Genomic DNA, 14,050 nt, shown 5'->3' on the forward strand with positions numbered 1-14,050 from the left:
CAAAAAGCATCTATGGTCTCGCTGTAGGACACGGGGCGTTGCGCGCGCCGGACAGTAAACTCGCTACCTGCTTTGAAAACACGAGATAGCGAGATAGAAAGCCATGGCCGGACACAGCAAATGGGCGAACATTCAGCACAGGAAGGGCCGGCAGGACGAGAAGCGCGGCAAGCTCTGGACCCGTGCGATCCGTGAAATCATGGTCGCGGCACGCGCCGGCGGCGGCGATCTGAGCGGCAATCCGCGGCTCAGGCTGGCGGTCGAGAAGGCCAAGGCGGTCAACCTGCCGGCCGACACCGTCAAGCGCAACATCGACAAGGCCACCGGCAACCTCGAAGGCGTCAACTACGAGGAAATCCGCTACGAGGGCTACGGCATCGGCGGCGCCGCGATCATCGTCGACACCATGACCGACAACCGCGTGCGCACCGTCGCCGAGGTGCGCCATGCCTTCTCCAAGCACGGCGGCAACATGGGCACCGAAGGCTCGGTCGCCTTCCAGTTCAAGCACTGCGGCCAGTTCGTCTTTGCGCCCGGCACCAGCGAGGACAAGGTGATGGAAGTGGCGCTCGAAGCGGGCGCGGAGGACGTGGTGACCGACGACGACGGCGCCATCGAGGTGCTGACCGCAGTCGGCGACTTCGAGACGGTCAAGAACGCGCTCGAGACGGCAGGCCTCAAGCCGGAGGTGGCCGAAGTCACGATGCGGGCCGAGAACACCATCGAGCTCACGGGCGAGGACGCCGCGAAGATGCAGAAGCTGCTCGACGTGCTCGAGGACCTGGACGACGTGCAGGATGTCTACCACAACGCAGCGCTCTCCGAATGAGGAAAGCGCCAATGAAAGCCTGCGAATGAAGGTACTGGTGATTGGGGGAGGGGGCCGCGAGCACGCGCTGGCGTGGCGGCTGGCGCAGGCCGCTCGGGTCAGCCGGGTCTATGTGGCGCCGGGCAACGGCGGTACGCGCGCGGATTCGCGCTACGAGTGCATCGATATTTCCGAGCCCGCCGCATTGCGGGCCTGGGCGCTGAAGAAAAAAATCGCATTGACCGTGGTCGGCCCCGAAGCGCCGCTGGCGGCCGGCGTGGTCGACGAATTCCGCGCGCACGGCCTGCGCATCTTCGGGCCCACCAAGGCGGCGGCGCAGCTGGAGAGCTCCAAGGCTTTTTCCAAGGCCTTCATGAAGCGCCACAAGATCCCGACGGCCGAGTACGAGGCCTTCACCGATGCCGCTGAGGCCCACGCCTACGTGGATGCCAAGGGCGCGCCGATCGTGGTCAAGGCCGACGGCCTGGCCGCCGGCAAGGGCGTGGTGGTGGCGATGACGCTCGAGGAAGCGCACGAGGCCATCGACTTCATGCTGGTCGACAACAAGCTCGGCATTTCGCACAACGAGGGTGGTGCGCGCGTCGTCATCGAGGAGTTCCTGCAAGGCGAGGAGGCCAGCTTCATCGTGCTGTGCGACGGCCGCAACGTGACCGCGCTGGCCACAAGCCAGGACCACAAGCGCCTGCAGGACGACGACCAGGGCCCCAACACCGGCGGCATGGGCGCCTATTCGCCGGCGCCGGTGGTCACGGCCGAGGTGCATGCGCGCGCCATGCGCGAGATCATCCTGCCGACCATCCGCGGCATGGAAAAAGACGGCATCCCCTTCACCGGTTTCCTCTACGCGGGTCTCATGATCGATGCCGCGGGCCATCCGAAGACGCTCGAATTCAACTGCCGCATGGGCGACCCCGAGACCCAGCCGATCATGATGCGGCTCAAGTCCGACCTGTTCGAGGTGTTCTGGCACGCCACCGACGGCACGCTTGACCAGATCGAGCTCGACTGGGACCGCCGCGTCGCGCTCGGCGTGGTGATGGCGGCCCACGGCTATCCGCTTTCGCCGCGCAAGGGCGACCGCATCACGGGCATTCCGCCCGAAGCGCCCGATGCAGTGGTGTTCCATGCCGGCACCACGCTCGAGAACGGCGAACTCAAGTCCAGCGGCGGGCGCGTGCTCTGTGTGACCGTGCTGGCCGACAGCGTCAAGCAGGCGCAGCAACGCGCCTATGCGGTCGCGGCGCGCATCCATTTCGACGGCGCGCAATACCGCAAGGACATCGGGCACCGCGCCGTCCACGCGCGCGGTTCGCAAGGCTGATGCGCGAGGATCCACAAGCGGTCGGCGACTACCTGCTGGGTCTGCAGCAACGCATCGTGGCCGCGCTCGAAGCGGCCGATGGCGGTACCTGCGTTCGCGACGAGTGGAAGAAGGAACCGGGCGAGCCGCTGCAGGGCAGCGGCCTGACCTGCATCCTCGAAGACGGCCTGCTGTTCGAGCGCGCCGGCTGCGGCTTCTCGCAGGTACGCGGCCCCAAGCTGCCGCCCTCGGCTACGCAGCACCGGCCGGAGCTCGCCGGCGCGCCTTTCGAGGCGATGGGCGTGTCGCTGGTGTTCCATCCGCGCAACCCCTATGTGCCGACCGTGCACATGAACGTGCGCATGCTGGCCGCGCTGCCGGCAGACGGCGAGCCGGTGTGCTGGTTCGGCGGCGGCATGGACCTCACGCCGTACTACGGTTTCGAAGACGATGCGGTGCATTTCCACCGCACTTGCCGCGACGCGCTGGCGCCCTTCGGCGAGGACAAGTACCCGCGCTTCAAGACCTGGTGCGACGAGTATTTCTTCTTGAAGCACCGCAACGAGCAGCGCGGCATCGGCGGCATCTTCTTCGACGATTTCGCCGAGCTCGGTTTCGAGCAGAGTTTTGCGATGCTGCGCGCGGTCGGCGATGCCTTTCTTCCGGCCTACCTGCCGATCGTCGAGCGGCGCCGCGACATGGCTCACGGCGAGCGCGAACGCGCGTTCCAGCTCTATCGCCGCGGCCGCTACGTCGAGTTCAACCTGGTCTGGGACCGGGGCACGCACTTCGGCCTGCAGTCGGGTGGCCGCACCGAGTCGATCCTGCTGTCGATGCCGCCGCTGGCGAGCTGGGCCTATCGCCGGCAGCCGGAGCCCGGCACGCCCGAGGCCGCGCTCTACAGCGACTTCATCGTGCGACGCGAATGGCTCTGACCGCGCCCCGCGTCGGTGTCTTCGGCGGCGCCTTCGATCCGCCGCACAACGCGCATGTCGCATTGGTCGAGGCCGCGCTGGCGCAGCTGAACCTGGCCGAACTGCGCATCTTCCCGACCGGCGACGCCTGGCACAAGCAGCGGGCGCTGAGTGCGGCCGAGCATCGGCTCGCGATGGCGCGGCTGGCCTTTGGCGGATTCGAGCGCACGGTGGTCGATGCGCGCGAAACGCTGCGCGCGGGGCCCACCTACACCCTCGACACCCTGCGCGAACTGCAGCAGGAGCAGCCCGCCGCCCAGCTGGTGCTGATCATGGGTGCCGACCAGGCCGCTTCGTTGCCGCGATGGCACGGTTGGCAGGAGATTCTGGCTATTGCTATCGTTTCCGTAGCGTATCGCGCAGGCGCCACGGGCTCTGCCGATCCTGTTGGCCCTAGAATCCTGCCTCCCCTCCCGTCCGGTGCGCGCGTCGAAACCCTCGAACTCGCGCCGATGGACATCAGCGCGACCGACATCCGGACCCGCGCTGCGACGCGCGTCGACTTTTCTCGTCTGGTTCCGCCGGCGGTTGCACGCTATATTGACCAACACCATCTCTATCGATCCGCCTGATGAACACTGAAGCCGCCGCCAAGAAAGACACCCAAAAACTCCAGAGAGCCATCATCGACGGCCTCGAGGACGTCAAGGCGCAGGACATCCAGGTATTCGACACCGAGCATCTCTCTCCGCTTTTCGAGCGCGTGATCGTCGCCTCGGGCACCTCCAACCGCCAGACCAAGGCGCTCGCCGCCAGCGTGCGCGATGCGGTGAAGGACGCCGGCTTCGGCAAGCCGCGCGTGGAGGGCGAGGACAACGGCGAATGGATCATCGTGGATTGCGGCGCCGCGGTCGCGCACATCATGCAGCCGGCGATCCGGCAGTACTACCACCTCGAAGAGATCTGGGGCGACAAGCCGGTGCGCACCAAGCTGGGCGCTTCGAAGCCCGCAGCCCCCGCCAGGGCGAGCGAGGAAAAGGCGCCCGCGGCCAAGAACAGCACCTCGCTGCGCCGTTCCAGCGCAGCCAAGACCGCGATCCGCGCGGCCGAACAGGCCGCCAAGCCGAAGAAGCCCGCGGCCAAGAAGACGGCCGCCCGGAAGGCGCCGGTCAAGACCATGGTTGTGAACAAGGCGCCCGCGAAAAAGGCCGCAGCCTCGAAGAAGGCCGCACCGGTGGCGAAGAAGGCGCCGCGCAAGACCGCTTCGTCCCGGTCATGAAGCTGCTGGTGGTCGCAGTCGGGCAGCGCATGCCCGACTGGGCACAGACCGCCTGGGACGACTACGCCAAGCGTTTTCCGCCCGAACTCAAGCTCGAACTGCGTGCGGTCAAGACCGAGCCGCGCGGCTCCAAGACGCTCGAAACGCTCTATGCGGCCGAGCGCGAGCGCATCGAGGCCGCGATCGCCAAGGGCATGCGCATCGTGGTGCTGGACGAGCGCGGCACCGCGCTCACCACCAAGGCGCTCGCTGCCCGGTTGCAGGCCTGGCAAGGCGAGGGTGACGACGTCGCGCTGGTGATCGGCGGCCCCGACGGGCTGGATCCCGCCTTCAAGGCCGCCGCGCACGAACGCATCCGCCTGTCGGACCTGACCTTGCCGCATGCGATGGCGCGCGTGCTGCTGGTCGAGCAGCTCTACCGTGCCTGGTCGGTCAATGCAGGACATCCTTATCACCGCGAATGAACCCGTCTTTCATCTATCTTGCGTCGCAAAGTCCGCGGCGCGCGCAACTGCTGGGACTGCTCGGCGTACACCACGAACTGCTGCTGGCCGGGCCGGATGAAGACACCGAGGCGCTGGAGCACGAGCTGCCGGGCGAATCGCCGACGGCCTATGTGCAGCGGGTCACCGCGCTCAAGCTCGATGCGGCCGTGGCGCGGCACAAGCGGCTGGACCTGCCGCCGGCGCCCGTGCTTTGCGCCGACACCACCGTGGCCCTGGGCCGCGCCATCCTGGCCAAGCCGGAGGGCGCGCGGGATGCCGAGCGCATGCTCGCGCTGCTGTCCGGGCGCACCCACCGCGTGCTGACGGCGATCGCGCTGCAGCACGGCAGGCGCCGGCATGCGGCGCTCAGCGTGTCGCGCGTGCGCTTTGCCGCCGTCGCCAAGTCGCGGATCGCCGACTACGTCGCCACCGGCGAACCGATGGGCAAGGCCGGCGCCTATGCGATCCAGGGGCGGGCCGCGGCTTTCGTCGAACACATCAGCGGCTCGCATTCGGGCATCATGGGCCTCCCGATGTTCGAGACGGCACAGCTGCTGCGCCGGGCCGGCTTTAGGCTCTAAAAACATGCAAGACATCCTGATCAACTGGTCCCCTCAGGAGACCCGTGTCGCCCTGGTCGAACATGGCGCCGTCCAGGAGCTGCACGTGGAGCGCACGCTCGAACGCGGGCTGGTCGGCAACATCTACCTCGGCAAGGTCTCGCGCGTGCTGCCGGGCATGCAGTCGGCCTTCATCGACATCGGGCTCGACCGCACGGCCTTCCTGCATGTGGCCGACATCGTGGCGCCTTTCACGCCCGGTTCGCGGCCGAGCGCGCCGCAGCCAGAGCGCGACGGCCGCAACGGCGGCGCCGTGGTGCCGATCGAGAGGCAGGTGTTCGAAGGGCAGTCGCTGCTGGTGCAGGTGATCAAGGACCCGATCGGCACCAAGGGCGCGCGGCTGTCGACCCAGATCAGCATCGCCGGCCGGCTGCTCGTCTTCCTGCCGCAGGACAACCATGTCGGCGTCTCGCAGAAGATTCCGCCGGACCTGCGCGATGCCTTGCGCACGCGCATGCAGGTGCTGATCGAGGCCGCCGCTGCGGCCGACAGCGGCGGCGTGGTGCCCGCGAACACCGGCGGCTTCATCCTGCGCACCAACGGCGAGGATTCGAGCGATGCCGAGCTGGCCGAAGACATCGCCTACCTGCGCAAGACCTGGTCGCGCATCCGCGAGCTCTCGTCGCGCATGCCGCCCATGTCGCTGCTGCACCAGGACCTGAGCCTGCTGCAGCGCGTGCTGCGCGACATGACCAGCGAGGACACGCAGACTATTCGCATCGACTCGCGCGAGCAGTTCGACCTACTCCTCAAGTTCGGGCTCGAATTCATGCCGCAGGCGGCCGGCAAGCTGCAGCTCTACAAGGGCGAGCGGCCGATCTTCGACCTCTATTCGATCGACGAGGAAATTGCCAAGGCATTGGGCCGCCGCGTCGACCTGAAGTCCGGCGGCTACCTCGTGGTGGACCAGACCGAGGCGCTCACCACCGTCGACGTGAACACCGGCGGCTTCGTCGGCGCGCGCAACTTCGACGACACCATCTTCAAGACCAACCTCGAGGCCGCGCAGGCCATCGCGCGGCAGCTGCGGCTGCGCAACCTGGGCGGGATCATCATCGTCGACTTCATCGACATGGCGCGCGACGACCATCGTGAGCAGGTGCTGGCCGAGTTTCGCAAGCAACTCGCGCGCGACCGCGTCAAGACCACGGCCGGCGGCTTCTCGCAGTTGGGCCTGGTCGAGATGACGCGCAAGCGCACGCGCGAATCGTTGGCCCACATGCTCTGCGAACCCTGCCTGGCCTGCAACGGGCAGGGCATCGTGAAGACCGCGCGCAGCGTGGCCTACGACGTGCTGCGCGAGATCCTGCGCGAAGCGCGCCAGTTCACGCCGCGCGAGTTCCGCATCGTGTCGTCGCCGCAGGTGATCGAGCTTTTTCTCGATGAGGAGAGCCAGCACCTGGCGGGCCTCAGCGATTTCATCGGCAAGCCGATCTCGCTGCAGGCGGAGCCGGCGATGGGGCAGGGGCAGTACGACATCGTGCTGCTCTAGCCGGCCGCGCTAGAGCGTCGGGTCTTGGCCGGCAGTTGCGCTGCGTACTGCATGCGTCTGCAGCCGCGCATAGAGTCCTTCCAGCGCCATCAGCTGCGCATGGCTGCCTTGCTCGGCGATGCGGCCATGCTCCATCACGATGATGCGGTCGGCATGCTGGATGGTCGAGAGCCGGTGCGCGACGATCAGGGTGGTGCGGTTCTGCATCAGCCGCTGCAGCGCTTCCTGCACCAGCCGCTCGGATTCGGTGTCGAGGGCCGAGGTGGCCTCGTCGAGCAGCAGCACCGGTGCGTCCTTGTAGAGTGCGCGTGCGATCGCGAGCCGCTGCCGCTGTCCGCCCGAGAGCTGCGTCGCGTTGTGGCCGAGCACGGTGTCGATGCCCTGCGGCAGGCTCTGGACGTGCACGGCCAGGTTCGCGGCCGCCACGCAGGCGAGCACGCGTTCGCGGTCGACCGCGGCGCCGAGCGCCACGTTGGCCGCCAGCGTGTCGTTGAGCATGATCACGTCCTGGCTGACCATCGCGAACTGCGCGCGCAGGCTTTTCAGCTTCCACTCGGCAACGTCGTGGCCGTCCAGCAGCACCTGGCCGGCACTCGGCAGCACGAAGCGCGGCAGCAGGTTGACCAGCGTGGTCTTGCCCGATCCCGAGGGGCCGACAAAGGCCACCACCTCGCCGGGCGCGATCGAAAGGCTCACGCCGTCGAGCGCCCGGGCCTCGTCCTCTCCGCGGTAGTTGACCCGCACCGCGCGCAGCTCGATGCGGCCTTCGGCCCGCGGCGTCTCGAAGCGGCCCTGTGATTCGGATGCGACGCTGTCGATCAAGGCCAGGCCGCGCTCGAGCGCCGCGAGCCCGCGCGTGATCGGGCCGGCGATGTCGGCGAGGCGGCGGATCGGCGCGATCAACATCAGCATCGCCGTGATGTAGGCAACGAAGCCGCCCACCGTCAGGCCCTGCTCGCCGCTTTGCCAGAGGGCGATCATCACGACCACCGACAGCGCGACGGCAGCCACGATCTGGGTCAGCGGCGTCATTGCGGCCGAGGCGATGGTGGACTTCACGGCCAGGCGATTCAGGCTGTGGCTGAGGCGGTCGAAGCGCTCGGTCTGGCTGGCCTCCGCGTTGTGCAAGCGCACCATGCGGTGCGCGAGCACGTTCTCCTCCACCACGTAGGCCAGCTCGTCGGTGGCCTGCTGGCCGAGTTGCGTGAGGCGATAGAGGCGCTTCGAGAACACCTTCATGATCCAGGCCACGCCGGGCGCCAGCACGCCGACGATCAAGGTCAGCTTCCAGTTCAGGTAGATCAGGTAGGCCAGGAGCGCAATGAGCGTGAAGCCGTCGCGCGACAGGCCCAGGAGCGCCTGCACCAGCAGCATGGCGCCGGTCTGGACCTCGTAGACCACGGTGTTCGACAGCGCGCTCGCCGACTGGCGCGAGAAGAGGGCGAGCTCGGCCGCAAGCAACCTTTCGAACATCACGCGTCGCAGCCGCTGCATGCCTTCGTTGGCGATGCGTGCCAGCGCGTACTGCGAGACGAACTGCGCGAGGCCGCGCACCGCGAAGAGCAGGATGATGGCCGCCGGTACCATCCAGAGCGCAAGTTGTCCGCGCGTGAAGCCGCGGTCGAGCAGCGGCTTGAGCAGCGCGGGCATCAGGGGCTCGGTCAAGGCGGCGACGAGGGCCGTGGCGAGCCCGAGCGCCCACCACCGGCGCGAGCCTCCGAACCAGGTCATGAGTCGCGCAAGCCGGCGCGTGAGAGGAGGGCGCGCGGACTCGGCGTCGGGGGAAGGCTGCATGGCGGCGCATTCTACGGTTGCGTACGATCGGCCCCCGCTGTAGGACCACGCCTGCACATACACGTTTTGTGACCTTGCGTGCATCGCCTTGTGTACCATGTGGCCTCGTTTCGTCCGGGCATGAAACTTAAATCCCGGAAACCTCTCCGAACTGCATGAAAAAGCCGTTGCAAGAATTCTCCCCAACCCCTTCTTCATCGTTCTCCGTCCGCCGCACACTGATCGCGGCATTGGCTGCCTCCCCCGTACTTCCCGTGCTCGCCCAGTTCAGGGTCGAGGTGTCGGGCGTCGGATTGACGCAGCTGCCGATCGCGCTTGCGCCTTTCAAGGGCGAAGACGCATCGCCGCAGAAGCCCGCGGCCATCGTCCAGGCCGACCTCGAACGCAGCGGCCAGTTCCGCGGCGTCGACGCCTCGGGCCAGTCGCTCGACGAGACCTCGCGTCCCGACCTGAGCCTGTGGCGGCAACGCACGGCCGATTCGCTGGTCGTGGGCAGCGTGACGCGGCTCGCAGACGGCCGTTACGACGTGCGCTTCCGCCTCTGGGACGTGGTGCGCGGACAAGACCTCGGCGGCCAGAGCTACACCGTGCCGCAAGGCGATCTGCGCCTGGCCTCGCACCGCATCGCGGACTATGTCTACGAAAAGCTTACAGGCGAGAAAGGCATCTTCTCGACCCGCATCGCCTACGTGACCAAGGGCGGCACCCGCTACAACCTGTGGGTCGCCGATGCCGACGGCGAGAACGCGCAGGCCGCGCTCGCCAGCCCCGAGCCGATCATCTCGCCGGTCTGGTCGTCCAACGGCGCGCAGCTCGCCTACGTGTCCTTCGAATCGCGCAAGCCGGTGGTGTACGTGCACAGCGTCGCCAACGGCCAGCGGCGGCTGGTGGCCAACTTCAAGGGCTCCAACAGTGCGCCGGCCTGGTCGCCCGACGGCAGCACGCTGGCCGTCACGCTGAGCCGCGACGGCGGTTCGCAGCTCTACACCATCTCGTCGAACGGCGGCGAACCGCGCCGGCTCACGCAGAGCAACAGCATCGACACCGAGCCGGTGTACTCCGCCGACGGCGGCACCATCTACTTCGTGAGCGATCGCGGCGGCGCACCCCAGATCTACAAGATGGGCGCCAACGGCGGCAACCCGACACGCGTGACCTTCAGCGGCACCTACAACATTTCTCCGTCGGTCAGCGGCGATGGCCGGTGGTTGGCCTACATCTCGCGGGTGGGCGGTGCCTTCAAACTCCATGTGATGGAACTGGCGACGGGCAACGTGACGGCGCTCACCGACACCACGGCCGACGAGAATCCCAGTTTCGCCCCGAACAGCAAGCTGATCGTCTATGCCACCCGGCTGCAAGGCCGCGAAGCGCTGATGACAACAACACTCGACGGAAAAATAAAAGCTCGACTGGCAGGACAGGCGGGAGACATCCGGGAACCGGACTGGGGTCCGTTTCAAAAGCAATGATTAACTTGAGGAGTTCGAAATGTTGAAACGTACGATTTATTCGCTGGCCATCGTGGCGCTGATCGCCGGTTGCTCGTCCGGGACCAAGGTGAGCGACACGCCGGTGGTGGACCGCTCAGGCACCGCCGGGGGGGCCGGCGGAACGGCCAGCGGCGTCGCGCCGGTCAGCATCGACCCGCGCGCGCAGACCGCACAGGGCCCGGTCGGCGTGGCACGGATCGTTTATTTCGACTTCGACAGCTACACGATCAAGCCCGAGTTCCAGTCGCTGATCGATGGCCATGCCCGCTTCCTGAAGGCCAACCCGCAGCGTCGCATCTCGATCGAAGGCCACACCGACGAGCGCGGCGGCCGCGAATACAACCTGGCGCTGGGCCAGAAGCGCTCCGAAGCCGTGCGCCGTTCGCTCGGCCTCCTGGGCGTGCCGGACAGCCAGATCGAGGCCGTGAGCTTCGGCAAGGAAAAGCCGGCGGCGCCGGGCAGCACTGAAGACGCCTGGGCGCAGAACCGCCGCGCCGAGATCACCTACCGTTGATGATGCGACGAGTTTCCTTGCGTAGCGCGGCACTCGTTGCCGCCTTGTTGTGTGCCTCGCTGGGCGCACAGGCCGCGCTGTTCGAGGACGACGAGGCGCGCCGCGCGATCCTCGACTTGCGCCAGCGTGTCGAGGCCATGCGCCAGCAGGCCGAGCAGCGCCAGAACGACGAGAACGCGCAGCTGCGGCGCAGCCTGCTCGACCTGCAGACGCAGATCGAGCAGATGCGCGGCGATCTCCAGCGCATGACGGGCCAGAACGAGCAGCTCACGCGCACGATCACGGAGCTGCAGCAGCGCCAGGCCGAGATCGACGACCGGCTCAAGAAGAACGAGCCGTCGAAGGTCGCGGTCGACGGCCGCGAGTTCACGGCCGACCCGAAAGAGAAGGCCGACTTCGATGCGGCGCTGGGCATCTTCCGCGGCGGCCAGTTCGCGCAAGCGCAGACGGCCTTTGCCGAGTTCGTGAAGCGCTATCCGCAGAGCGGCTACAACGCCTCGGCGCTGTTCTGGCTCGGCAACGCGCAGTACGCCACGCGCAACTACAACGAGGCCATCGCCAATTTCAGGTCGATGCTCTCGCTGGCGCCCGATCACGCGAAGGCGCCCGAGGCGGTGCTGTCGATCGCGAACTGCCAGATCGAGCTGAAGGACACGCGCGCGGCACGCCGTACGCTCGAAGACCTGACCAAGGCCTATCCGCAGTCCGAAGCCGCGCAGGCCGGGCGTGAGCGCCTCTCGCGGCTCCGGTAAACCGGGGTAGCGGCTTGAACGCAATGTCTCCCGTCGTCACCCTGGACGACGCCGATCTGGCCCGCCGCTTCGGCGGGCTCGAGCGGCTCTATGGCGTGCCGGGTGCGGGCCGCATCCGCGATGCCCATGTGCTGGTCGCCGGCATCGGCGGCGTCGGCTCCTGGGCGGTCGAGGCACTGGCGCGCAGCGGCGTCGGACGGCTCACGCTGATCGACCTCGACCACATCGCCGAATCGAACATCAACCGGCAGATCCATGCGCTCGACACCACCGTGGGCCAGGCCAAGGTCGAAGCCATGCGCGAGCGCATCGCGCACATTCATCCCGCCTGCGAGGTGCTGGCGATCGACGAGTTCGTCGAACCCGGCAACTGGCAGGAGCTGCTGGCGAGCGCGCAGGCGGCGAACGGACCCGTGGCCGCCGTCGTCGATGCCTGCGACCAGGTGCGTGCCAAGCTGGCCATGGCGGCCTGGGCCCGCGAGACCGGCACCGGCTTCATCACCGTGGGTGCGGCCGGCGGCAAGCGCCTGGCCCACAAGGTCGACATCGACGACCTCGCGCTGGTCACCCACGATCCGCTGCTTGCGCAACTGCGCCAGCGCCTGCGCAAGGAGCACGGCGCGCCGCGCGAGGGCCACAAGATCGGTGTGAGTTGCGTCTTCAGCCGCGAAAGCGTGGCGCCGCCCGACGCTTCCTGTGCGATCGAGGAGGGAGATGGCTCCCTCAACTGCCACGGCTACGGTTCGGTGGTGAGCGTGACGGCCACTTTCGGGCAATGTGCAGCGGGCTGGGTTCTGGACCGGATCTCGCGCAACGCCACGCTATAATTGTGGGCTTTGCCGGCCTCGACGCCGGCACCAAGAAAAACAAAGAGTGGGACGTTAGCTCAGTTGGTAGAGCAGCGGACTTTTAATCCGTTGGTCACAAGTTCGAATCTTGTACGTCCTACCACCAAGCCGCTCTGTTGCTGGAACCGGCGCTATTGCTTTTATAGCGCTGTTCCGCGATTCCTGAAGTTGTTCCGCAACTTGGCATAGAGGGCGCACCCTTTCATGAGCATGAAGGACGCACGTCCCGAATCCCTCGAGGCTCTCGCAGAACTTCAGCGCGCTCGCACTTGACAGCGCGGAGGATCTCAGTCGCCCGGCTCTTTACGCAGCCATTTGTTGACGAACAAGTCCGGTAGGACCCTCAAGATGAACATACCAACGCCACCGAAACCCACCCTGACGGAACCGGTCCTGCAGTCTCCTTCGACCGTGTATGTGGATCAGATCGCGCAAATTGCCGTCGGACCGTTTGTCTCCAAGCTCATTTTCGGGGCTGAGGCTCGATCTGGTGAGGTGCCGAAGCCGGTTCAAACCATCGTGATGCCTACCCCAGCGCTGCTGCAGCTTCATCAGCAACTCGGCAGCCTTATTGAAGACCGGCAGATCATGGAGACCATATCGAAGAACGTCTTGAAGTTCGCGGACGCGTTGCAAAAGCCGGTCAAATAAGAAAGGCCCGCATGCCTGTTGGCTTGCGGACCTCTTCGGGAAGCGAATTGCGGAACGGTTCTTAGGCTAAGCGCTTGATTTCCTTGGGAACTTCAGGGGTTCAGGCCGCCTCGTTGCCGCCCAGCGCCGGGTGAGTGCTCGAGATCGCTGAAACGATGCCGACGGCGCTCGCACGCAGCAGCTCCTGCCGCAAGGCCGCCTCCAACTGACGGCGCGCCGTGTCCGGGCGGTCGTGGTCGTACTCTTCATCCAGCTCGCAGTGCAGGTAGTAGTCGACCCGGGCCATGAGTCGCTCTATCGATGTCGCGAGGTCTGTCTCATTCATCTTTCGATCTCCCACCGTGGTCCCTGTTTGGCCTTTGGGGCTTGCCCCTAAATCGGTCGGGGGCTCTCCGTTGCTTTGGGCGCATTATCACCCGTCAGCACGATTGCGCCGGATTCTGCGGCGTGTTAGTCCAACTCCCTGTGGGGGCAAAGGCACGCCCCCTTTCAGTGCAAGCGGAGGCGATTCCATGTCTGGCGGATGCGGGACGAGGCTGCCGGCTCTTCAGCCCGCGGCGCGCCTTCGGGTGGCGGGAGCAGGTGCCGGACCGATTGCGCCACCTGCACGCACTCCTTGATGTGCAGCTCGCCCAACGTGCGCAGGGCGGCGTAGCCCAGCGCGGCCGAGACGACCTGGCCCGCGATGGGCACGTACTTGGTGGCCTGCTTCGCGGTCAGGCGGATGCCGGCGTGGCGGGCCAGCTTGATCAGCAATTCGCGGGTCACGAGCTTGCCCACCAGCAGGGCGCCGACGGCGGCGGCCGCTTGTTGCACGCGCTCGCGCTGATGGGGCGCCAGGCGCTGGATCTGGGTCGCCGAGAGGCCGAATTCCGCACTGATCTGGGGCACCACCCGCGAGAGCAGTGCCGCGTCGGCGGCCCAATCGACGCCGGGAAGCGGCACCGCGCTCGCGGCGGCAGCGATCAGCGCCTTGCGGCCGAGCAGGCGCCGGCTGCGCCGGATCGCCGCGATCAGCTGCGGATCACCCTGAGCGAGTTCGATGGCCGACGGCATATTCGGCGCAGCCTATCACGCCA

The 14,050-nt window shown here is 67.0% G+C and carries 16 protein-coding genes and 1 tRNA gene; 14 read left to right on the forward strand and 3 right to left on the reverse strand.

All coding sequences use genetic code 11. The annotated features are described in order from the left end of the window. Window positions 1–103 precede the first annotated feature (103 nt). From ACSQ9A_RS12855 to rng, 8 genes are read left to right on the forward strand one after another with little or no spacing between them, the layout of a single operon-like run. Window positions 104–829, forward strand: coding sequence for a YebC/PmpR family DNA-binding transcriptional regulator (locus ACSQ9A_RS12855; RefSeq protein WP_436303915.1), 726 nt, complete (start codon window positions 104–106; stop codon window positions 827–829). A gap of 25 nt (window positions 830–854) precedes the next feature. Beyond that, entirely contained in the window at window positions 855–2,150 is a 1,296-nt protein-coding gene (gene purD, locus ACSQ9A_RS12860; protein ID WP_436290488.1) for a phosphoribosylamine--glycine ligase, read from the forward strand. Continuing rightward, complete coding sequence (gene hemF, locus ACSQ9A_RS12865; RefSeq protein WP_436303916.1) at window positions 2,150–3,064, forward strand: oxygen-dependent coproporphyrinogen oxidase; 915 nt, start codon at window positions 2,150–2,152, stop codon at window positions 3,062–3,064. The genes purD and hemF overlap by 1 nt, the downstream gene beginning before the upstream one ends. Further along, window positions 3,055–3,675 (forward strand): nicotinate (nicotinamide) nucleotide adenylyltransferase, encoded by a 621-nt coding sequence (gene nadD, locus ACSQ9A_RS12870; RefSeq protein ID WP_436303917.1) that lies wholly within the window; start codon window positions 3,055–3,057, stop codon window positions 3,673–3,675. Before hemF ends, nadD begins: the two co-directional genes overlap by 10 nt. After that, window positions 3,675–4,322, forward strand: coding sequence for a ribosome silencing factor (gene rsfS / locus ACSQ9A_RS12875; RefSeq protein ID WP_436303918.1), 648 nt, complete (start codon window positions 3,675–3,677; stop codon window positions 4,320–4,322). Before nadD ends, rsfS begins: the two co-directional genes overlap by 1 nt. Next, complete coding sequence (rlmH, locus tag ACSQ9A_RS12880) at window positions 4,319–4,786, forward strand: 23S rRNA (pseudouridine(1915)-N(3))-methyltransferase RlmH (RefSeq protein ID WP_093107651.1); 468 nt, start codon at window positions 4,319–4,321, stop codon at window positions 4,784–4,786. The genes rsfS and rlmH overlap by 4 nt, the downstream gene beginning before the upstream one ends. Further along, on the forward strand, window positions 4,783–5,388 hold the full coding sequence (locus ACSQ9A_RS12885) for a Maf family protein (RefSeq protein WP_093107649.1): 606 nt from the start codon (window positions 4,783–4,785) through the stop codon (window positions 5,386–5,388). The genes rlmH and ACSQ9A_RS12885 overlap by 4 nt, the downstream gene beginning before the upstream one ends. A gap of 4 nt (window positions 5,389–5,392) precedes the next feature. Next, window positions 5,393–6,919 carry a ribonuclease G gene (gene rng, locus ACSQ9A_RS12890; protein WP_436303919.1) on the forward strand — a complete coding sequence of 509 codons (1,527 nt, stop codon included), beginning with the start codon at window positions 5,393–5,395 and terminating at the stop codon, window positions 6,917–6,919. A 9-nt stretch (window positions 6,920–6,928) separates the two neighbouring features. Here rng and msbA read toward each other — a convergent pair whose 3' ends face one another. Next, window positions 6,929–8,713, reverse strand: a complete 1,785-nt coding sequence (msbA, locus tag ACSQ9A_RS12895) for a lipid A export permease/ATP-binding protein MsbA (protein ID WP_093107645.1) — start codon at window positions 8,711–8,713, stop codon at window positions 6,929–6,931. Window positions 8,714–8,868: 155 nt separating this feature from the next. On the opposite strand from msbA, the gene tolB reads away from it, so the two are divergent. The 6 genes from tolB (at window position 8,869) to ACSQ9A_RS12925 (ending at window position 12,971) form a co-directional block, all read left to right on the forward strand. After that, complete coding sequence (gene tolB / locus ACSQ9A_RS12900) at window positions 8,869–10,185, forward strand: Tol-Pal system beta propeller repeat protein TolB (RefSeq protein ID WP_170855609.1); 1,317 nt, start codon at window positions 8,869–8,871, stop codon at window positions 10,183–10,185. Between the two features lie 19 nt (window positions 10,186–10,204). Further along, complete coding sequence (pal, locus tag ACSQ9A_RS12905) at window positions 10,205–10,720, forward strand: peptidoglycan-associated lipoprotein Pal (protein WP_093107643.1); 516 nt, start codon at window positions 10,205–10,207, stop codon at window positions 10,718–10,720. Between the two features lie 2 nt (window positions 10,721–10,722). Continuing rightward, on the forward strand, window positions 10,723–11,472 hold the full coding sequence (gene ybgF / locus ACSQ9A_RS12910; RefSeq protein ID WP_436303920.1) for a tol-pal system protein YbgF: 750 nt from the start codon (window positions 10,723–10,725) through the stop codon (window positions 11,470–11,472). A 23-nt stretch (window positions 11,473–11,495) separates the two neighbouring features. Continuing rightward, the gene (locus ACSQ9A_RS12915; RefSeq protein WP_436303921.1) at window positions 11,496–12,299 is read left to right on the forward strand and encodes a tRNA threonylcarbamoyladenosine dehydratase; all 804 of its coding nucleotides are present in this window, start codon (window positions 11,496–11,498) and stop codon (window positions 12,297–12,299) included. A gap of 48 nt (window positions 12,300–12,347) precedes the next feature. Continuing rightward, a tRNA-Lys gene (locus ACSQ9A_RS12920) sits at window positions 12,348–12,423 on the forward strand. Between the two features lie 245 nt (window positions 12,424–12,668). Next, window positions 12,669–12,971, forward strand: a complete 303-nt coding sequence (locus ACSQ9A_RS12925) for a hypothetical protein (protein WP_139191694.1) — start codon at window positions 12,669–12,671, stop codon at window positions 12,969–12,971. 100 nt (window positions 12,972–13,071) lie between these two features. On the opposite strand, the gene ACSQ9A_RS12930 is transcribed toward ACSQ9A_RS12925, so the two are convergent. Both ACSQ9A_RS12930 and ACSQ9A_RS12935 read right to left on the reverse strand, forming a co-directional pair. Continuing rightward, window positions 13,072–13,296, reverse strand: a complete 225-nt coding sequence (locus ACSQ9A_RS12930) for a hypothetical protein (RefSeq protein WP_436303922.1) — start codon at window positions 13,294–13,296, stop codon at window positions 13,072–13,074. A gap of 164 nt (window positions 13,297–13,460) precedes the next feature. Beyond that, window positions 13,461–14,027 (reverse strand): hypothetical protein, encoded by a 567-nt coding sequence (locus ACSQ9A_RS12935; protein WP_093107633.1) that lies wholly within the window; start codon window positions 14,025–14,027, stop codon window positions 13,461–13,463. Window positions 14,028–14,050 lie beyond the last annotated feature (23 nt).

It is taken from the genome of Variovorax sp. LjRoot290 (assembly GCF_964253985.1).
In the GTDB taxonomy this organism is placed as follows: domain Bacteria; phylum Pseudomonadota; class Gammaproteobacteria; order Burkholderiales; family Burkholderiaceae_C; genus Variovorax.